The 19,580-nt window shown below is 40.9% G+C and carries 21 protein-coding genes, 1 pseudogene and 1 other annotated feature; of the genes and pseudogenes, 19 read left to right on the forward strand and 3 right to left on the reverse strand.

The window, feature by feature from the left end:
- Positions 1 to 15: 15 nt before the first annotated feature.
- Positions 16 to 1,125, forward strand: coding sequence for an AI-2E family transporter (locus HMPREF1048_RS10295; protein ID WP_000488878.1), 1,110 nt, complete (start codon positions 16 to 18; stop codon positions 1,123 to 1,125).
- Positions 1,126 to 1,331: 206 nt separating this feature from the next.
- On the forward strand, positions 1,332 to 2,528 hold the full coding sequence (tuf, locus tag HMPREF1048_RS10300; protein WP_001040726.1) for an elongation factor Tu: 1,197 nt from the start codon (positions 1,332 to 1,334) through the stop codon (positions 2,526 to 2,528).
- A 152-nt stretch (positions 2,529 to 2,680) separates the two neighbouring features.
- Here the strand turns inward: tuf and HMPREF1048_RS10305 are convergent, their stop codons facing one another.
- Together HMPREF1048_RS10305 and HMPREF1048_RS10310 are read right to left on the reverse strand one after the other, a co-directional pair.
- Positions 2,681 to 3,763 carry a DEAD/DEAH box helicase gene (locus HMPREF1048_RS10305; protein WP_004249163.1) on the reverse strand — a complete coding sequence of 361 codons (1,083 nt, stop codon included), beginning with the start codon at positions 3,761 to 3,763 and terminating at the stop codon, positions 2,681 to 2,683.
- Entirely contained in the window at positions 3,760 to 4,737 is a 978-nt protein-coding gene (locus tag HMPREF1048_RS10310) for a Gfo/Idh/MocA family protein (RefSeq protein WP_000915880.1), read from the reverse strand. Before HMPREF1048_RS10310 ends, HMPREF1048_RS10305 begins: the two co-directional genes overlap by 4 nt.
- 141 nt (positions 4,738 to 4,878) lie before the next feature.
- Between HMPREF1048_RS10310 and HMPREF1048_RS10315 the strand changes: the two genes are divergently transcribed.
- The 5 genes from HMPREF1048_RS10315 to HMPREF1048_RS10335 all read left to right on the forward strand — a co-directional run bounded on the left by HMPREF1048_RS10315 (position 4,879) and on the right by HMPREF1048_RS10335 (position 7,475).
- Positions 4,879 to 5,583, forward strand: coding sequence for a YoaK family protein (locus HMPREF1048_RS10315; protein ID WP_080568560.1), 705 nt, complete (start codon positions 4,879 to 4,881; stop codon positions 5,581 to 5,583).
- A gap of 58 nt (positions 5,584 to 5,641) precedes the next feature.
- Positions 5,642 to 5,729 (forward strand) — a sequence feature (ribosomal protein L21 leader region).
- A 36-nt stretch (positions 5,730 to 5,765) separates the two neighbouring features.
- Complete coding sequence (gene rplU / locus HMPREF1048_RS10320) at positions 5,766 to 6,080, forward strand: 50S ribosomal protein L21 (RefSeq protein WP_000109141.1); 315 nt, start codon at positions 5,766 to 5,768, stop codon at positions 6,078 to 6,080.
- Between the two features lie 15 nt (positions 6,081 to 6,095).
- Positions 6,096 to 6,440 carry a ribosomal-processing cysteine protease Prp gene (locus HMPREF1048_RS10325; protein WP_000613699.1) on the forward strand — a complete coding sequence of 115 codons (345 nt, stop codon included), beginning with the start codon at positions 6,096 to 6,098 and terminating at the stop codon, positions 6,438 to 6,440.
- A 16-nt stretch (positions 6,441 to 6,456) separates the two neighbouring features.
- Positions 6,457 to 6,750 (forward strand): 50S ribosomal protein L27, encoded by a 294-nt coding sequence (rpmA, locus tag HMPREF1048_RS10330; protein ID WP_000916509.1) that lies wholly within the window; start codon positions 6,457 to 6,459, stop codon positions 6,748 to 6,750.
- 314 nt (positions 6,751 to 7,064) lie between these two features.
- Positions 7,065 to 7,475 (forward strand): DUF5301 domain-containing protein, encoded by a 411-nt coding sequence (locus tag HMPREF1048_RS10335; RefSeq protein ID WP_000720954.1) that lies wholly within the window; start codon positions 7,065 to 7,067, stop codon positions 7,473 to 7,475.
- Positions 7,476 to 7,650: 175 nt separating this feature from the next.
- On the opposite strand, the pseudogene HMPREF1048_RS13520 reads toward HMPREF1048_RS10335, so the two are convergent.
- A pseudogene (locus HMPREF1048_RS13520) lies at positions 7,651 to 7,725 on the reverse strand (AraC family transcriptional regulator); the annotation flags it as partial.
- Between HMPREF1048_RS13520 and HMPREF1048_RS10340 the strand changes: the two are divergent.
- The 12 genes from HMPREF1048_RS10340 (at position 7,718) to trmFO (ending at position 19,566) form a co-directional block, all read left to right on the forward strand.
- Positions 7,718 to 8,626 (forward strand): LysR family transcriptional regulator, encoded by a 909-nt coding sequence (locus tag HMPREF1048_RS10340; protein WP_001025690.1) that lies wholly within the window; start codon positions 7,718 to 7,720, stop codon positions 8,624 to 8,626. The pseudogene HMPREF1048_RS13520 and the gene HMPREF1048_RS10340 overlap by 8 nt on opposite strands.
- The gene (gene lspA / locus HMPREF1048_RS10345; RefSeq protein ID WP_000745688.1) at positions 8,623 to 9,084 is read left to right on the forward strand and encodes a signal peptidase II; all 462 of its coding nucleotides are present in this window, start codon (positions 8,623 to 8,625) and stop codon (positions 9,082 to 9,084) included. The genes HMPREF1048_RS10340 and lspA overlap by 4 nt, the downstream gene beginning before the upstream one ends.
- Complete coding sequence (locus HMPREF1048_RS10350; RefSeq protein WP_000403201.1) at positions 9,074 to 9,961, forward strand: RluA family pseudouridine synthase; 888 nt, start codon at positions 9,074 to 9,076, stop codon at positions 9,959 to 9,961. The genes lspA and HMPREF1048_RS10350 overlap by 11 nt, the downstream gene beginning before the upstream one ends.
- A 2-nt stretch (positions 9,962 to 9,963) precedes the next feature.
- Positions 9,964 to 11,835 carry an MBL fold metallo-hydrolase gene (locus HMPREF1048_RS10355; RefSeq protein ID WP_000728245.1) on the forward strand — a complete coding sequence of 624 codons (1,872 nt, stop codon included), beginning with the start codon at positions 9,964 to 9,966 and terminating at the stop codon, positions 11,833 to 11,835.
- 100 nt (positions 11,836 to 11,935) lie between these two features.
- Complete coding sequence (gene proB / locus HMPREF1048_RS10360) at positions 11,936 to 13,045, forward strand: glutamate 5-kinase (protein WP_000875716.1); 1,110 nt, start codon at positions 11,936 to 11,938, stop codon at positions 13,043 to 13,045.
- 9 nt (positions 13,046 to 13,054) lie between these two features.
- Complete coding sequence (locus HMPREF1048_RS10365; RefSeq protein WP_000255277.1) at positions 13,055 to 14,317, forward strand: glutamate-5-semialdehyde dehydrogenase; 1,263 nt, start codon at positions 13,055 to 13,057, stop codon at positions 14,315 to 14,317.
- A gap of 3 nt (positions 14,318 to 14,320) precedes the next feature.
- Positions 14,321 to 15,118, forward strand: a complete 798-nt coding sequence (proC, locus tag HMPREF1048_RS10370; protein WP_000689677.1) for a pyrroline-5-carboxylate reductase — start codon at positions 14,321 to 14,323, stop codon at positions 15,116 to 15,118.
- Positions 15,119 to 15,231: 113 nt separating this feature from the next.
- Positions 15,232 to 15,870 carry a dTMP kinase gene (gene tmk / locus HMPREF1048_RS10375; protein WP_000033359.1) on the forward strand — a complete coding sequence of 213 codons (639 nt, stop codon included), beginning with the start codon at positions 15,232 to 15,234 and terminating at the stop codon, positions 15,868 to 15,870.
- The gene (locus tag HMPREF1048_RS10380; RefSeq protein ID WP_000806738.1) at positions 15,867 to 16,757 is read left to right on the forward strand and encodes a DNA polymerase III subunit delta'; all 891 of its coding nucleotides are present in this window, start codon (positions 15,867 to 15,869) and stop codon (positions 16,755 to 16,757) included. Before tmk ends, HMPREF1048_RS10380 begins: the two co-directional genes overlap by 4 nt.
- A 39-nt stretch (positions 16,758 to 16,796) precedes the next feature.
- On the forward strand, positions 16,797 to 17,114 hold the full coding sequence (yabA, locus tag HMPREF1048_RS10385; RefSeq protein WP_000358228.1) for a DNA replication initiation control protein YabA: 318 nt from the start codon (positions 16,797 to 16,799) through the stop codon (positions 17,112 to 17,114).
- Positions 17,115 to 17,116: 2 nt separating this feature from the next.
- Positions 17,117 to 17,995, forward strand: coding sequence for a 16S rRNA (cytidine(1402)-2'-O)-methyltransferase (gene rsmI / locus HMPREF1048_RS10390; protein WP_001166897.1), 879 nt, complete (start codon positions 17,117 to 17,119; stop codon positions 17,993 to 17,995).
- A 236-nt stretch (positions 17,996 to 18,231) separates the two neighbouring features.
- Positions 18,232 to 19,566: a methylenetetrahydrofolate--tRNA-(uracil(54)-C(5))-methyltransferase (FADH(2)-oxidizing) TrmFO gene (gene trmFO / locus HMPREF1048_RS10395; protein WP_000083712.1), complete on the forward strand. Its 1,335-nt coding sequence runs from the start codon at positions 18,232 to 18,234 to the stop codon at positions 19,564 to 19,566.
- Positions 19,567 to 19,580 lie beyond the last annotated feature (14 nt).

The following is a 19,580-nucleotide window of genomic DNA, read 5'->3' on the forward strand; positions in this document are numbered from 1 at the left end:
GAATGGAGGTAGCTCATGTTTCGTAAGAATAAATTATTTTTTTGGACCAGTGAAATTTTATTATTAACAATCATTTTTTATTTATGGAGAGAGATGGGGGCGATTATCACGCCTTTTGTAAGCGTAGCAAACACCATCATGATTCCTTTTCTTCTAGGTGGTTTTTTATATTATTTGACCAATCCTATTGTAAATTTTTTACAAAAATATTTCAAAATTAATCGTATCATTGGTATTCTACTAACCTTGTGTGCCTTGGTGTGGGGCCTTGTCATTGGGGTAGTCTATCTCTTACCGATTTTGGTTAATCAGTTGACCAGCTTGATTGCGACTAGCCAGACTATCTACAGTCGTTTACAAGATTTGATTATGGATTTATCTACTTATCCAGCCTTTCAAAATTTGGATATTCAAGCGACTATTCAACAATTAAATCTATCCTATGTAGATATTTTACAAAATATCCTAAATAGCGTTACCAATAGTGTCGGAAGTGTTCTATCAGCTCTCTTTAGTACCGTTTTGATTATTATTATGACCCCTGTGTTTTTGGTTTATTTTTTGTTAGATGGTAACAAATTTTTGCCGATGCTTGAGCGCACTGTTTTAAAGAGAGATAAGTTGCATATTGCAGGTCTTTTAAAGAATTTGAATGCGACAATTGCTCGCTATATTAGTGGAGTCGCAATTGATGCCATTATTATCGGTTGTTTGGCCTTTATCGGATATAGCGTGATTGGTTTGAAATACGCTTTGGTCTTTGCCATCTTTTCAGGATTGGCCAATCTCATTCCTTATGTGGGACCAAGTATTGGCTTGATTCCGATGATTATTGCCAATGTCTTTACTGATCCTCATAGAATGCTAATTGCAGTTGTTTACATGCTAATCATTCAACAAGTGGATGGAAATATCCTCTACCCTCGAATCGTTGGTGGTGTGATGAAGGTTCATCCAATTACGATTTTAGTATTACTTTTGTTATCAAGCAATATATATGGGGTCATTGGTATGATTGTCGCAGTACCAACTTATTCTATCTTGAAAGAAATTTATAAGTTCTTATCTCGCTTGTATGAAAATCATAAAACAATGAAAGAACGAGAAAGAGAATTAGCTAAGTAAAAGTCAGGAAATTCCTGATTTTTCTTTTTCTTTAGGTAAATTATAGAAGTAGAAATACCGTTTAGATTAGCAGATTAAGAATAATTCACAAAAACTTTGTAAAACACTTGCAATTTAGCTGAAATTTGATAAAATAGTAAGGAAAGTTAGACTGTATTGCCTACTGTCTATCTATAAAATATATTTTATTGGAGGCTTTTACTCAAATGGCAAAAGAAAAATACGATCGTAGTAAACCACACGTTAACATTGGTACTATCGGACACGTTGACCACGGTAAAACTACCCTAACTGCAGCTATCACAACTGTTTTGGCACGTCGCTTGCCTTCATCAGTTAACCAACCTAAAGACTATGCGTCTATCGATGCTGCTCCAGAAGAACGCGAACGCGGTATCACTATCAACACTGCGCACGTTGAGTACGAAACTGAAAAACGTCACTACGCTCACATCGACGCTCCAGGACACGCGGACTACGTTAAAAACATGATCACTGGTGCCGCTCAAATGGACGGTGCTATCCTTGTAGTAGCTTCAACTGACGGACCAATGCCACAAACTCGTGAGCACATCCTTCTTTCACGTCAGGTAGGTGTTAAACACCTTATCGTCTTCATGAACAAAGTTGACTTGGTTGACGACGAAGAATTGCTTGAATTGGTTGAAATGGAAATCCGTGACCTATTGTCAGAATACGACTTCCCAGGTGACGATCTTCCAGTTATCCAAGGTTCAGCTCTTAAAGCCCTTGAAGGTGACACTAAATACGAAGACATCGTTATGGAATTGATGAACACAGTTGATGAGTACATCCCAGAACCAGAACGTGACACTGACAAACCATTGCTTCTTCCAGTCGAAGACGTATTCTCAATCACTGGACGTGGTACAGTTGCTTCAGGACGTATCGACCGTGGTATCGTTAAAGTCAACGACGAAATCGAAATCGTTGGTATCAAAGAAGAAACTCAAAAAGCAGTTGTTACTGGTGTTGAAATGTTCCGTAAACAACTTGACGAAGGTCTTGCCGGAGATAACGTAGGTGTCCTTCTTCGTGGTGTTCAACGTGATGAAATCGAACGTGGACAAGTTATTGCTAAACCAGGTTCAATCAACCCACACACTAAATTTAAAGGTGAAGTCTACATCCTTACTAAAGAAGAAGGTGGACGTCATACTCCATTCTTCAACAACTACCGTCCACAATTCTACTTCCGTACTACTGACGTTACAGGTTCAATCGAACTTCCAGCAGGTACTGAAATGGTAATGCCTGGTGATAACGTGACAATCGACGTTGAGTTGATCCACCCAATCGCCGTAGAACAAGGTACTACATTCTCTATCCGTGAGGGTGGACGTACTGTTGGTTCAGGTATGGTTACAGAAATCGAAGCTTAATTCGATTTAGTTCCCAGAAGAACAATTATTTAAGTCAGACACTAAAAGAATCTTGCTTTGCAAGGTTCTTTTTTCTGATATTGAACTAAAATTGAAGAATTGTTTACATAAAAAAGCTCCATACACCGGATGTGCATAGAGCAAAGGGAGCTTTATTTGATATAGAGTTCTTGGTTTTTCAAGACAATTTCACGTACACTTGCAAACTTTTTGAGTTTTTTGATTTCTTCTGGATGAGTGACGAGAGTGATAACATAACCTTCCTTGCCCATACGGCCAGTACGCCCAGCACGGTGAGTGTAGGTTTCAATATCTCTAGGAACATCAAAGTTTACGACGCATTCTAGGCTATCGATATCAATTCCACGAGCCAGAAGGTCAGTTGCAAGAAGCAGGGTTAGTTGCTTGTCTTTAAACTTTTCTAAGATGACTTTTCTAAATTTGACATTGACATCACTAGCGAGGGAAACAGCCAAGATATCCCGATACTGTAATTTTTCTTCTGCGCTTCCAAGGTCTGATAGGCTATTAAAGAAGACCAGACTGCGGAAATCCTCAACATGAGCTAGTTTTCGTAGCATATCCACTCGGTGACGTTGATCCACCTGCATATAGAAATGTTGGATGTTGTCCAATTTTTGGTCAGAGAGATCAATGGTACGTGTGTTAGGCGCAATCTTTTCTTGGTCAAACTTTGCCGTCGCACTCATGTAGACGAGTTGGTGGTCACGAGGTGCGTAGTGAGTGATTTTGTCAACAAAGTGAATCTGAGAATCATCGAGCAATTGGTCAAATTCATCTAGAATGATGGTTTCCACATTCATCATCTTGATTTTTTTCAATTTAATTAGTTCAAAGATACGGCCAGGAGTTCCAATCAGAATTTCTGGTCCTTTTTTTAGGCGTTCAATCTGTCGTTTCTGACTCGAACCTGATAAGAAGAGTTGGGCTGTCAAGCTGATAGCTTCAGCCCACGTTTTACATACATCAAAAATCTGTCCAGCAAGTTCTGTATTTGGTGCTAGAATCAAGAGTTGTTGGGCTTTTTTCTTTTGTAGTCTGAGAAGACTTGGTAGGAGGTAAGCTAGGGTCTTACCAGTTCCTGTCGGGCTCACTCCTAGGAGGTTTTCTCCAGCAAGAAGGGGCTCAAATAGTTGAGTTTGAATGGGGGTGAATTCTTGGAAACCGAGTTGGTCACTCAGTTCTTGCCATTCAGTCGGTAGTTTGTTTTTCATTTTTCTGCCTCAAATCTAATGCCAGCAGTCTGGCGCATAGTATATAGTAGCTCATGAACTGAACTTGCATCTTCTAGCCAAGTTTGGTAGAGATTCAGCTCTGGTTGCTGGATCATGTGTGCAAATGCAGCGACTTCCTCAGTCATCGTATGAGGAGCCTGTTGGATAGGGAGTTGGATTTGATTGCCTTGGTGGTCGGTAAAAATAGCCGAGCTGACATGTTCGATGGTGTTGAGCGTCAAGGTACCATCTGTCGTATAAATCTCGCAAGGGAGATTGGAAGTGATGTTTTTCCCAGTCTTGATGTGAACTTGAAAGTCTGGGTAGAAGAGGATTCCGACACCATTTAGGTCAATGCTATTGTCAAGCTGTTGAGCCTGATAGGTTGCATCCTTAGCTTTTCCAAAGAGACGAACGGCAACGTAGAGGGGATAAATCCCTAAATCCATAAGAGCTCCACCAGCAAAACGGTCTGAGAAGACATTTGGTGTCTCCCCAGTCAACAAGTTAGGCATTTTGGAAGAATACTTGGCATAGTTGAAATCTGCTCCCAAAATTTGTTTGTCTGCTAAAAAGTTTTTGATGATAGTGAAAGCTTTTTCATGGTAATTGCGAGCTGCTTCGAATATAAAACAGTGATTTTTCTCAGCTGTATGTTTCAAATCTAGCCATTCTTGTGGCTGAGTGACGGCTGGCTTTTCAAGAATGACATGTTTACCTGCAGACAATGCAGCTTTTGCCTGAGCAAAATGCAAGGAGTTTGGGCTAGCAATATAGACCACATCAAAGGAGCTCTTGAAGAAGTCCTCTACTTGATCAAAGAGTTGGATATTCTGATAGCGAGAAGCAAAGGTTGCCGCAGTTTCTAGTTTTCTAGAATAGACTGCGACCAGCTGGTATTCTCCACTGGAATGGGCTGCTTCTATGAAGTGGTGGCTGATAGCCCCTGTTCCGATGACACCTAATTTAAGCATGGTTACTCCTTTTCCGTTTTCAAATCCTTCTTTCATTATAACATAGATAGACGAGACTATCCAACAGAGGGTAAAAATTTTCAAATAAGCTACTAGGACTTTCCCAAAGAAAGTGGTACAATAATGAGATGAGTAAATGAAATGGGAGGAAAAATGAGGCTATTACCTATAAGAAAAATATCACGTCAGTCTAAGAGACTAGCGCTTTTTTTGACTTTTTGTGCAGGATATGTAGATGCCTATACGTTTATTGTGCGAGGGAATACTCTTGTAGCTGGACAAACTGGGAATGTCGTCTTTCTATCAGTGGGGCTCATTCAACACAATGTGTCAGATGCCAGTGCCAAAGTAATGACCTTGCTAGCTTTTATGATGGGGGTCTTTTTATTAACTGTTTATAAGGAAAAATTGAGAATTGTGAAAAAGCCTATTCTGTCACTGATTCCTTTGGCAATCTTATCAATCATTATTGGTTTTGTGCCGCAAACTGTAGATAATATCTATCTAGTACCGCCCTTGGCCTTCTGTATGGGACTGGTGACAACTGCTTTTGGTGAGGTTTCGGGTATTGCCTATAATAACGCTTTTATGACAGGGAATATCAAACGAACAATGCTAGCTTTTGGAGATTATTTCCGAACCAAGCACACTCCTTTTTTACGTGAAGGGATTATCTTTGTTAGCCTACTTAGTAGTTTTGTCCTTGGCGTTGTCTTTTCAGCTTATTTGACGATTTTCTATCATGAAAAGACCATTCTTGGTGTTCCTATTATGATGAGTATTTTTTACCTCAGCATGCTTTTAGTCTCTTGGCAGAAAAAAGTAAAAGAAAAAGCTTCATTTTAGGTGTTATTACTTGTAAGAAAATAGGAGATATGCTATACTTGAAGAGTTGACTATGCACGATCCTGTGCAACCGCACGAACATCGTTGCTTGATTATTCAAGTTTAAGTGGTTTGTCCCACGATGCTAGGCGAGTCTTCACAAAAAATTCGGGGAAACCCATAAAAATCATAGGAGGTGCATAATGAGCACATACGCAATTATCAAAACTGGCGGAAAACAAGTTAAAGTTGAAGTTGGTCAAGCAGTTTACGTTGAAAAATTGAACGTTGAAGCTGGTCAAGAAGTTACTTTTAACGAAGTTGTTCTTGTTGGTGGTGAAAACACTGTTGTCGGAACTCCACTTGTTGCTGGAGCTACTGTAGTTGGAACTGTTGAAAAACAAGGAAAACAAAAGAAAGTTGTTACTTACAAGTACAAACCTAAAAAAGGTAGCCACCGTAAACAAGGTCACCGTCAACCATATACAAAAGTTGTCATCAACGCAATCAACGCTTAATTTTAAGGAGAACACATGATACAGGCAGTCTTTGAGAGAGCCGAAGATGGCGAGCTGAGGAGTGCGGAAATTACTGGACACGCCGAGAGTGGCGAATACGGCTTAGATGTCGTGTGTGCATCGGTTTCTACGCTTGCCATTAACTTTATCAATTCAATTGAGAAATTTGCAGGCTATGAACCAATCCTAGAATTAAACGAAGATGAAGGTGGCTATCTGATGGTTGAAATACCAAAAGATCTTCCTTCACACCAGAGAGAAATGACCCAGTTATTCTTTGAATCATTTTTCTTAGGTATGGCAAACTTATCGGAGAACTCTTCTGAGTTCGTCCAAACCAGAGTTATCACAGAAAACTAACACGGAGGAAAACATTATGTTAAAAATGACTCTTAACAACTTGCAACTTTTCGCCCACAAAAAAGGTGGAGGTTCTACATCAAACGGACGTGATTCACAAGCTAAACGTCTTGGAGCTAAAGCAGCTGACGGACAAACTGTAACAGGTGGATCAATCCTTTACCGTCAACGTGGTACACACATCTATCCAGGTGTAAACGTTGGACGTGGTGGAGACGATACTTTGTTCGCTAAAGTTGAAGGCGTAGTACGCTTTGAACGTAAAGGACGCGATAAAAAACAAGTTTCTGTTTACCCAATCGCTAAATAAAAAGGTCCAGTGAACCTTTTTATCCCGAGCCTTGAAATCTAAAGGCGAGGAAGCTAGAAGTAGCATTAAATAAGGCTTTCCGAGTTTTCGGAGAGCCTGTTTTTTTGTTTTGGTACCCATATTTTAAAAACCAATGTAAGAAGCGAATTTATCGGCAACTTTATCTTTTAGATACAATCATAAAATAGTGGAATATTAACCTTTAACAGTAATAAATGTTATAAGGGAATAAGATATTGTAAAAATTGATAAGGTATGATATTATAATTATATCTAAGAGAAGAAGTAAGAAGAATGAAAGGATGTGATCCTGTATGAAAAAAATTATCACAGTTATAGTATGTTCAATCTCTTTTCTTGTTTTATCTGCTTGTGTTAGTAAGAAAAAACTTATTCTTCCTGAATCTGAAAAGATCTCTGTTATTTCTCTGCAGAAAAAACTCTCTGAAGATGTTAAAACTATCAACAAGAGAGAAGAAATCTCAAAATTGATTGAGGAGATACAGAAACAGTCCAAATCTACCTCTTTGGAGAGTGTAAATGATCAACCGACAAATGTTAAAGATTACATCATTATCAAGCTTTATCATCAGAATGAAGAAAAGGATAGTGTAGTCTATCTATATACTAAGAAGAAAAGACAGTATATTGAGCAACCTTATGCTGGTATCTGGGAAGTAAATCCAGATATAGCTAATAGGATTGAAGAGACTTTTTCTAGTTGATTTATAGGGAAAAAGAAAATGTTAGAGGCTTTTCTTGTATCATCTTTTAAACGGTAAATCAAAAGGATTTGCTGTTTTTATTTGCTTGAAATCAGATAAGGACTGAAAAAAGACATTATTCTAATTCTTGTCTTGGAATGTTAGAGTATTTATTGAGACTTGAAAATTTCCATACTTTTTTCCTTTTTGGAAAACTTCTAAAATATGGTATAATGAAAAGATAAAGAAGTTGGGGGTAGAAGATGAACATTCAACAATTACGCTATGTTGTTGCCATTGCCAATAGTGGTACTTTCCGTGAAGCTGCTGAAAAGATGTATGTTAGTCAGCCGAGTCTGTCCATTTCTGTTCGTGATTTGGAAAAAGAGTTGGGTTTTAAGATTTTCCGTCGGACCAGCTCAGGGACTTTCTTGACTCGTCGTGGTATGGAATTCTATGAAAAAGCGCAAGAATTGGTTAAAGGATTTGATATTTTTCAAAATCAGTATGCCAATCCTGAAGAAGAAAAAGATGAATTTTCCATTGCTAGTCAGCACTATGACTTCTTGCCACCAACCATTACGGCTTTCTCAGAGCGCTATCCTGACTATAAGAACTTCCGTATTTTTGAATCAACTACTGTTCAAATCTTAGACGAGGTAGCGCAAGGACATAGTGAGATTGGGATTATCTACCTCAACAATCAAAATAAAAAGGGGATTATGCAACGGGTTGAAAAGCTGGGCCTTGAGGTCATTGAATTGATTCCCTTCCATACCCATATTTATCTCCGTGAAGGGCATCCTTTGGCTCAGAAAGATGAATTGGTCATGGAGGATTTGGCGGATCTACCGACAGTTCGTTTTACTCAAGAGAAAGATGAGTACCTTTATTATTCGGAGAATTTTGTCGATACCAGCGCTAGCTCACAGATGTTTAATGTGACAGACCGTGCTACCTTGAATGGTATTTTGGAGCGGACGGACGCTTATGCAACAGGTTCTGGATTTTTAGATAGTGATAGTGTCAATGGCATCACAGTTATTCGTCTCAAGGATAACCTAGATAATCGCATGGTCTATGTTAAACGTGAAGAGGTGGAGCTTAGTCAAGCTGGGACTCTCTTTGTAGAAGTCATGCAAGAATATTTTAATCAGAAGAGGAAATCATGAAAAAAAGAGGAATAGTGGCAGTCATTGTATTGCTTTTGATTGGGCTTGATCAGTTGGTAAAATCCTATATCGTCCAGCAGATTCCACTGGGTGAAGTGCGCTCTTGGATTCCCAATTTCGTTAGCTTGACCTACCTGCAAAATCGAGGGGCAGCCTTTTCGATGCTACAAGACCAGCAGTGGTTATTTGCTATCATTACACTGGTCGTTATGGTAGGTGCCATTTGGTATCTACATAAACACATGGAGGACTCGCTTTGGATGGTCTTGGGCTTGACCTTGATAATCGCAGGTGGTCTTGGAAACTTTATTGACAGGATCAGTCAGGGATTTGTTGTGGATATGTTCCACCTTGACTTTATTAATTTTGCAATTTTCAATGTAGCAGATAGCTATCTGACTGTTGGAGTGATTATTTTATTGATTGCAATGCTAAAAGAGGAAATAAATGGAAATTAAAATTGAAACTGGTGGCCTGCGTTTAGATAAGGCTTTGTCAGATTTGACAGAATTATCACGTAGTCTCGCGAATGAACAAATCAAATTAGGCCAGGTCTTGGTCAATGGTCAAGTCAAGAAAGCTAAATACACTGTTCAAGAGGGTGATATCGTCACTTACCATGTACCAGAGCCGGAGGTCTTAGAGTATGTGGCTGAGAATCTTCTGCTAGATATCATCTACCAAGATGAGGATGTGGCCGTCGTTAATAAGCCTCAGGGGATGGTTGTGCATCCGAGTGCTGGTCATACTAGTGGAACTTTGGTAAATGCCCTTATGTATCATATTAAGGACTTGTCGGGTATCAATGGGGTTCTACGCCCAGGAATTGTTCATCGTATTGATAAGGATACGTCTGGCCTTCTCATGATTGCTAAAAACGATGAGGCGCATCTAGCACTTGCTCAAGAACTGAAGGATAAAAAGTCTCTCCGCAAATATTGGGCGATTGTTCATGGAAATCTGCCTAATGATCGTGGTGTGATTGAAGCTCCGATTGGTCGTAGTGAAAAAGACCGTAAGAAACAGGCTGTGACTGCTAAAGGGAAGACTGCAGTGACTCGTTTCCACGTCTTGGAACGCTTTGGCGATTATAGCTTAGTGGAGTTGCAACTGGAGACAGGGCGCACTCATCAGATTCGTGTCCATATGGCTTATATTGGCCATCCAGTCGCTGGTGATGAAGTCTATGGTCCTCGTAAGACTTTGAAAGGACATGGACAATTTCTTCATGCCAAGACTCTAGGGTTTACTCATCCGAGAACAGGTGAGACCTTGGAATTTACAGCAGATATCCCAGAGATATTTAAGGAAACATTAGAGAGATTGAGAAAGTAAGAATGAAAAAGAAATTAACTAGTTTAGCCCTTGCAAGCACTTTTTTAGCTTTGTCATGGTATGGGAATGTTCAAGCTCAAGAAAGTTCAGGAAATAAAATTCACTTTATTAATGTTCATGAAGGTGGCAGTGATGCGATTATTCTTGAAAGCAATGGACATTTTGCCATGGTGGATACAGGAGAAGATTATGATTTCCCAGATGGAAGTGATTCTCGTTATCCATGGAGACAGGGTATCAATACAACTTACAAGCATGTTCTAACAGACCGTGTCTTTCGTCGTTTGAAGGAATTGGGTGTCCAAAAACTTGATTTTATTTTGGTAACCCATACCCACAGTGACCATATTGGAAATGTTGATGAATTACTGTCTACCTATCCAGTTGACCGAGTCTATCTTAAGAAATATAGTGATAATCGTATTACTAAGCCTGAACGTCTTTGGGATAATCTGTATGGCTATGATAAGGTTTTACAGACTGCCGCAGAAAAAGGTGTTTCAGTGATTCAAAACATCACACAAGGAGATGCTCATTTTCAGTTTGGGGACATGGATATTCAGCTCTATAATTATGAAAATGAATATGATGAGAATGGAAATCTTAAACCTGTTTGGGATGACAATTCCAATTCCTTGATTAGCGTGGTGAAAGTCAATGGCAAGAAAATTTACCTTGGGGGCGACTTAGATAATGTTCATGGAGCAGAAGACAAGTACGGTTCTCTCATTGGAAAAGTTGATTTGATGAAGTTTAACCATCATTTAGATACAAAAAATTCTAATACAAAAAATTTTATAAGAAATTTGTCTCCTGAGATAATTGTTCAAACTTCCTCCTCACCAATTGGTTCGTATGATAGCGGTCAAGAAATAAATAGGGAATATATTAGCTGGATTGAATCAATGGGAATTCAACATATAAACGCAGCCAGCAAAGACTATGATGCAACAGTTTTTGATATTCGACAAGACGGTTTAGTAAACATTTCAACTTCCTACAAGCCGATTCCAAGTTTTCAAGCTGGTTGGCATAAGAGTGCATATGGAAACTGGTGGTATCAAGCGCCTGATTCTACAGGAGAGTATGCTGTCGGTTGGAATGAAATCAAGGGTGAATGGTATTACTTTAACCAAACGGGTATCTTATTACAGAATCAATGGAAAAAATGGAACAATCGTTGGTTCTATTTGACAGACTCTGGTGCTGCTGCTAAAAATTGGAAGAAAATCGCTGGAATCTGGTATTATTTTAACAAAGAAAACCAGATGGAAATTGGTTGGATTCAAGATAAAGAACAGTGGTATTATTTATCAAACGATGGCTCTATGAAGACAGGTTGGCTTCAATATAAGGGGCAATGGTATTACTTTGCTCAATCAGGGGAAATGAAAACGGGCTGGGTAAAAGATAAAGAAACCTGGTACTATATGGATTCTACTGGTATCATGAAGACAGGTGAGATAGAAGTTGCTGGTCATCATTACTATCTGGAAGATTCAGGAGCTATGAAGCAAGGCTGGCTTAAAAAGGCAAATGATTGGTATTTCTATAAGGAAGACGGTTCACGAGCTGTTGGTTGGATTAAAGACAAGGATAAATGGTACTTCTTGAAAGAAAATGGTCAATTACTTGTGAACGGTAAGACACCAGAAGGCTATACTGTTGATTCAAGTGGTGCCTGGTTAGTGGATGTTCCAGTAGAGAAATCTGCTACAACTAGAGATACAAGTAACTCAGAACTAAAAGAATCGAAAGAAGTAGTGAAAAAAGATCTTGAAAATAAAGAAACGAGTCAACACGAAAGTATTACAAGTTCTTCAACTTCACAAAGCTCTGAAACGAGTACAAACAAATCGGAATCAGAACAGTAGTAAAAAAGAAGGTTTTAGGGCCTTCTTTTTCCTATCAACTCTTTTCTATTTCCTGCCATTCATGTTATAATGGATAAATATGAAGAATCGGAGTGAGACTATGAAATACAAACGGATTGTCTTTAAGGTGGGGACTTCTTCTCTGACGAATGAGGATGGAAGTTTATCACGTAGTAAGGTAAAGGCTATTACCCAGCAGTTGGCTATGCTGCACGAGGCTGGTCATGAATTGATTTTGGTGTCGTCAGGTGCCATTGCGGCTGGTTTTGGGGCCTTAGGATTTAAAAAGCGTCCGACTAAGATTGCTGATAAACAGGCTTCAGCAGCGGTAGGACAAGGGCTTTTGTTGGAAGAATACACGACCAATCTTCTCTTGCGCCAAATCGTTTCTGCACAAATCTTGCTGACTCAGGATGATTTTGTGGATAAGCGCCGTTATAAAAATGCCCATCAGGCTTTGTCAGTTCTACTTAGCCGTGGAGCGATTCCTATCATCAATGAGAATGACAGTGTCGTTATTGATGAGCTCAAGGTTGGGGACAATGATACTCTAAGTGCTCAGGTAGCAGCCATGGTCCAAGCAGACCTTTTGGTCCTCTTGACAGACGTAGACGGTCTCTATACAGGAAATCCTAATTCAGATCCAAGAGCCAAACGCTTGGAGAAAATCGAGACTATCAATCGTGAGATTATTGATATGGCCGGTGGAGCTGGCTCTTCAAACGGAACTGGGGGCATGCTAACAAAAATTAAAGCTGCAACTATCGCGACGGAATCAGGAGTTCCTGTTTATATCTGCTCATCCTTGAAGTCAGATGCCATAATTGAGGCGGCTGAGGATACCAAGGATGGTTCCTACTTTGTTGCGCAAGAGAAGGGGCTTCGTACCCAGAAACAATGGCTGGCTTTTTATGCTCAGAGTCAAGGTTCTATTTGGGTTGATAAAGGGGCTGCAGAAGCTCTCTCTCAACATGGCAAGAGTCTCCTTTTATCTGGTGTTGTTGAAGCAGAAGGCGCCTTTTCTTACGGTGATATCGTGACAGTATTTGACAAGGAAAGTGGAAAATCACTTGGAAAAGGGCGCGTGCAATTTGGGGCATCTGCTTTGGAGGATATGTTACGTTCTCAAAAAGCCAAGGGTGTCTTGATTCACCGTGATGACTGGATTTCCATTACTCCTGAAATCCAACTACTCTTTACAGAATTTTAGAGGTAAATTATGGTAAGTACACAAGAACAATTTGAGCAGGTACAGGCTGTTAAAAAATCGATCAACACAGCTAGTGAAGACGTGAAAAACCAAGCCTTGCTAGCCATGGCTGATCACTTAGTGGCTGCTACAGAGGAGATTTTAGCGGCAAATGCCCTCGATATGGAATCGGCCAAAGGTAAAATCTCAGATGTGATGCTGGATCGTCTTTATTTGGATGCAGGGCGTATAGAAGCGATGGCAACTGGTATTCGTGAAGTGGTTGCCTTACCAGATCCAATCGGTGAAGTTTTAGAAACCAATCAGCTTGAAAACGGTTTGGTTATCACAAAGAAACGTGTAGCTATGGGAGTTATTGGTATAATCTATGAAAGCCGTCCGAATGTGACGTCTGATGCGGCTGCTTTGGCTCTTAAAAGTGGAAATGCAGTTGTTCTTCGTAGTGGTAAGGATGCCTATCAAACAGCTCATGCTATTGTCACAGCTTTGAAGAAGGGCTTGGAGACGACTACTATTCACCCAGATGTGATTCAACTGGTGGAAGATACCAGTCGTGAAAGCAGCTATGCCATGATGAAGGCCAAAGGCTATCTAGACCTTCTCATTCCTCGTGGAGGGGCTGGTTTGATCAATGCCGTAGTTGAAAATGCTATCGTACCTGTTATTGAGACAGGAACTGGGATTGTCCATGTTTATGTGGACAAGGATGCAGACGAAGACAAGGCGCTGTCTATCATCAACAATGCCAAAACTAGTCGCCCTTCTGTCTGCAATGCCATGGAGGTTCTCCTTGTTCATGAGGACAAGGCAGCAAGTTTTCTTCCTCGCTTGGAGCAAGTGTTGGTTGCAGATCGAAAAGAAGCTGGGTTGGAACCAATTCAATTCCGACTTGATAGCAAAGCAAGTCAGTTTGCTTCAGGCCAAGCAGCTGAAGCACAAGACTTTGATACCGAGTTTTTAGACTATGTCCTAGCTGTTAAGATTGTGAGCAGTTTAGAAGAAGCGGTTGCCCATATTGAAGCCCACAGTACCCATCATTCGGATGCCATTGTGACTGAAAATGCTGAATCTGCAGCTTACTTTACAGACCAAGTGGACTCTGCAGCAGTTTATGTCAATGCCTCAACTCGTTTTACCGATGGTGGCCAATTTGGTCTTGGTTGTGAAATGGGGATTTCTACTCAGAAACTGCACGCGCGTGGTCCAATGGGATTAAAAGAGTTGACTAGCTACAAGTATGTGGTTGCTGGTGATGGTCAGATAAGGGAGTAAGAGATGAAAATTGGATTTATCGGTTTGGGGAATATGGGAGCTAGCTTGGCTAAGGCTGTTTTGCAGGCCAAGACGGGCGATGACCTTCTCCTTGCCAATCGTAGTCAAGCCAAGGTAGATGCTTTCATTGCAGACTTTGGTGGTCAGGCTTCCAGCAATGAAGAAATATTTGCAGAAGCAGATGTGATTTTTCTAGGAGTTAAGCCTGCTCAGTTCTCAGACTTGCTTTCTCAATATCAGACCATCCTTGAAAAACGAGAAAGTCTTCTTTTGATTTCGATGGCAGCTGGATTAACTTTAGAAAAACTAGCAAGTCTTATACCAAGTCAACACCGAATTATTCGTATGATGCCAAATACCCCTGCTTCTATTGGTCAAGGAGTGATTAGTTATGCCTTGTCTCCTAATTGCAGGGCTGAGGACAGTGAGCTCTTTTGTCAGCTTTTAGCCAAGGCTGGTCTCTTGGTTGAACTAGGAGAAGGCTTAATCGACGCGGCGACAGGTCTTGCAGGCTGTGGACCAGCCTTTGTCTATCTCTTTATTGAGGCCTTGGCAGATGCAGGTGTTCAGACTGGATTGCCACGAGAGACAGCATTGAAAATGGCGGCTCAAACTGTGGTAGGAGCTGGGCAATTGGTCCTAGAAAGCCAAGAGCATCCTGGAGTATTGAAAGACCAAGTTTGTAGCCCAGGCGGTTCGACTATCGCTGGTGTAGCAAGCCTAGAAGCGCATGCTTTTCGAGGAACGGTCATGGATGCAGTTGGTCAAGCCTACAAACGAACACAAGAACTAGGTGAATAAGAGGTGGATGTGTCTGCCTCTTTTATGGTGTTTGAAATGCGAAGACAAAAAGATTATCACAAACCCCCATTTTTTTGATAGAATAGAAGTAGTAAAAAAGAAATGAGTTAGACATGTCAAAAGGATTTTTAGTCTCTCTTGAGGGACCAGAGGGAGCAGGAAAGACCAGTGTTTTAGAGGCTCTGCTACCAATTTTAGAGGAAAAAGGAGTAGAGGTGCTGACGACCCGTGAGCCTGGCGGAGTCTTGATTGGGGAGAAGATTCGGGAAGTAATTTTGGATCCAAGTCATACTCAGATGGATGCGAAGACAGAGTTGCTTCTTTATATTGCTAGTCGCAGACAGCACTTGGTGGAAAAAGTTCTTCCAGCCCTTGAAGCTGGTAAGTTGGTCATTATGGACCGCTTCATCGATAGTTCCGTTGCCTATCAGGGATTTGGTCGTGGCTTGGATATTGACGCCATTGATTGGCTCAATCAGTTTGCGACAGATGGCCTTAAACCTGATTTAACACTCTATTTTGACATCGAGGTGGAAGAAGGACTGGCTCGAATTGCTGCTAATAGCAATCGCGAGGTCAATCGTTTGGACTTAGAAGGTTTGGACTTGCACAAAAAAGTTCGTCAAGGTTACCTTTCTCTTCTGGACAAAGAAGGAAGTCGTATTGTCAAGATTGATGCTAGTTTTCCTTTGGAGCAAGTTGTGGAAACTACCAAGGCTGTCTTGTTTGATAGAATGGGATTAGCTAAATGAAACAAGATCAACTAAAGGTCTGGCAGCCAGAACAGTTTGACCGCTTTGTCCGTATCTTGGAGCAAGACCAGCTCAATCATGCCTACCTCTTTTCAGGTTTCTTTGGAAGCTTGGAAATGGCGCAATTTTTAGCTAAGAGCCTCTTTTGTACGGATAAAGTAGGCGTTTTACCATGTGAGAAATGCCGAAATTGTAAGCTGATTGAACTGGGAGAATTTCCCGATGTCACTTTGATTAAGCCAGTCAATCAGGTCATCAAGACAGAACGCATTCGGGAATTGGTGGGTCAGTTTTCCCAAGCAGGGATTGAAAGCCAGCAACAGGTTTTTATTATCGAGCAAGCTGAGAAAATGCATCCTAACGCAGCTAATTCTCTGCTCAAGGTCATCGAAGAACCCCAGAGTGAGGTTTATATTTTCTTCTTGACCAGCGATGAGGAAAAGATTTTACCAACAATCCGTAGTCGGACCCAGATTTTCCACTTTAAAAAGCAGGAAGAAAAACTCATCTTGCTCTTAGAACAAATGGGGCTGGTCAAGAAAAAAGCAACTCTTTTAGCCCAGTTTAGTCAATCGCGAGCTGAAGCAGAAAAGTTAGCCAATCAGGCAAGTTTTTGGACCTTGGTTGATGAAAGTGAACGCCTGCTGACTTGGTTAGTGGCTAAGAAAAAAGAAAGTTATCTGCAGGTTGCTAAATTAGCCAACTTGGCAGATGACAAGGAAAAACAAGATCAGGTTTTACGGATTCTTGAAGTTCTCTGTGGACAAGATATTCTACAAGCAAGAGTAAGAGTGATTTTACAAGATTTGCTAGAAGCTAGAAAAATGTGGCAGGCTAATGTCAGCTTTCAAAATGCCATGGAATATCTGGTCTTGAAAGAAATATAAACTCAAAAATGAACGATAATGAAAGGAAAGGGCTGTTTTATGGACAAAAAAGAATTATTTGACGCGCTGGATGATTTTTCCCAACAGTTATTGGTAACCTTGGCCGATGTGGAAGCCATCAAGAAAAATCTCAAGAGCCTGGTAGAGGAAAATACAGCTCTTCGCTTGGAAAATTCTAAGTTGCGCGAACGCTTGGGTGAGGTGGAAGCAGATGCTCCTGTCAAGGCTAAGCATGTTCGTGAAAGTGTCCGTCGCATTTACCGGGATGGATTTCACGTTTGTAATGATTTTTATGGACAACGTCGAGAGCAGGATGAGGAATGTATGTTCTGTGACGAGTTGTTATACAGGGAGTAGGCATGCAGATTCAAAAAAGTTTTAAGGGGCAGTCTCCCTATGGCAAGCTGTACCTAGTGGCAACGCCGATTGGCAATCTAGATGATATGACATTTCGAGCTATTCAGACCTTGAAAGAAGTGGATTGGATTGCTGCTGAGGACACGCGCAATACAGGTCTATTGCTCAAGTATTTTGACATTTCTACCAAGCAAATCAGTTTTCATGAGCACAATGCCAAGGAAAAAATTCCTGATTTGATTGGTTTCTTGAAAGCAGGGCAAAGCATTGCTCAGGTCTCCGATGCAGGTTTGCCTAGTATCTCAGACCCTGGGCATGATTTGGTTAAGGCAGCTATTGAGGAAGAGATTGCAGTAGTGACAGTTCCGGGTGCCTCTGCAGGAATTTCTGCCTTGATTGCAAGTGGTTTAGCGCCACAGCCACATATTTTTTATGGCTTTTTACCCAGAAAATCAGGCCAGCAAAAGCAATTTTTCGACTCGAAAAAAGACTATCCTGAAACACAAATTTTCTATGAATCCCCTCATCGTGTAGCAGATACGTTGGAAAATATGCTAGAAGTCTACGGTGACCGCTCGGTGGTCTTGGTTAGAGAATTGACCAAAATCTATGAAGAATACCAACGCGGTATCATTTCTGAGTTATTAGAAAGCATTACTGAAACGCCACTCAAGGGAGAATGCCTTCTTATCGTTGAAGGTGCCAGTCAGGATGTGGAAGAAAAAGACGAGGAAGACTTGTTCTTAGAAATCCAAGCTCGTATCCAGCAAGGCATGAAGAAAAATCAAGCCATTAAGGAAGTAGCTAAGATTTACCAGTGGAACAAGAGTCAGCTCTATGCTGCCTACCATGAATGGGAAGAAAACCAAGAAAATGACTAAACAGGGAAGTTTGCCTTCTTCCCTTTTTTTGTTATACTAGTAGAAGAAAAAAATAGAAAGATTTGTGGGAGTGAAAAAGTCTGGGGGACTTTTTCAGCCTGAGCCAGGAAATTCGAAAGCGAAGTAAGTCCTGTGGACTTTTTCAGCCTGAGCCAAGAAACTCGAAAGCGAAGTAAATCCGATTGGCTTTTTCAATGTGAAACTTGTCTTCACACTCCCAAAGAGGTATTAGTGTCGTGTCTCAATCTTATATCAATGTTATCGGTGCTGGTTTGGCAGGTTCTGAAGCAGCCTACCAAATTGCAGAACGTGGTATTCCAGTTAAACTTTATGAAATGCGTGGTGTCAAGTCAACACCTCAGCACAAAACAGACAATTTTGCAGAGTTAGTTTGTTCCAATTCTCTTCGTGGGGATGCCCTGACAAATGCTGTTGGGCTCCTCAAGGAAGAAATGCGTCGCTTGGGTTCTGTTATCTTGGAATCTGCTGAAGCTACCCGTGTTCCTGCAGGTGGTGCGCTTGCGGTGGACCGTGATGGTTTCTCCCAAATGGTAACCGAAAAAGTTGCCAACCATCCCTTGATTGAAGTCGTTCGTGATGAAATTACAGAATTACCAACTGATGTAATCACAGTTGTCGCTACTGGTCCTTTGACTAGCGATGCCTTGGCTGAAAAGATTCATGCCCTTAATGACGGTGATGGTTTCTATTTCTACGATGCGGCAGCCCCTATTATCGACGTCAACACTATCGATATGAGCAAGGTCTATCTCAAATCTCGTTATGATAAGGGAGAAGCAGCCTACCTCAATGCTCCAATGACCAAGCAAGAATTTATGGATTTCCATGAAGCCTTGGTTAATGCGGAAGAAGCACCGCTCAATTCTTTCGAAAAAGAAAAGTACTTTGAAGGTTGTATGCCTATCGAAGTTATGGCCAAACGTGGCATTAAAACTATGCTTTATGGTCCTATGAAACCAGTCGGTTTGGAGTATCCGGACGACTACACAGGACCTCGTGATGGAGAATTCAAAACACCTTATGCGGTGGTTCAGCTTCGTCAGGACAATGCAGCTGGTAGCCTCTATAATATTGTTGGTTTCCAGACCCACCTCAAATGGGGAGAACAAAAGCGTGTCTTCCAAATGATTCCAGGTCTTGAAAACGCTGAGTTTGTTCGCTATGGTGTCATGCACCGCAATTCTTATATGGATTCACCAAATCTTCTTGAACAGACTTACCGTTCTAAGAAACAACCAAATCTCTTCTTTGCTGGTCAGATGACGGGTGTAGAAGGCTATGTAGAGTCAGCTGCTTCAGGCTTGGTTGCGGGAATTAACGCAGCTCGTCTTTTCAAGGGAGAAAGCCAAGCTATTTTCCCAGAGACGACGGCTATCGGAAGCTTAGCTCATTACATCACCCATGCGGATAGCAAACATTTCCAACCAATGAATGTCAATTTTGGGATTATCAAAGAGTTAGAAGGCGAACGTATCCGTGATAAGAAGGCTCGTTATGAAAAAATTGCAGAGCGTGCTCTTAGCGACTTAGAGGAATTTTTAACGGTCTAATTTTTTTGAAAGAA

It is taken from the genome of Streptococcus mitis SK575 (assembly GCF_000257865.1).
GTDB classification, from domain to species: Bacteria; Bacillota; Bacilli; order Lactobacillales; family Streptococcaceae; genus Streptococcus; species Streptococcus mitis_CQ.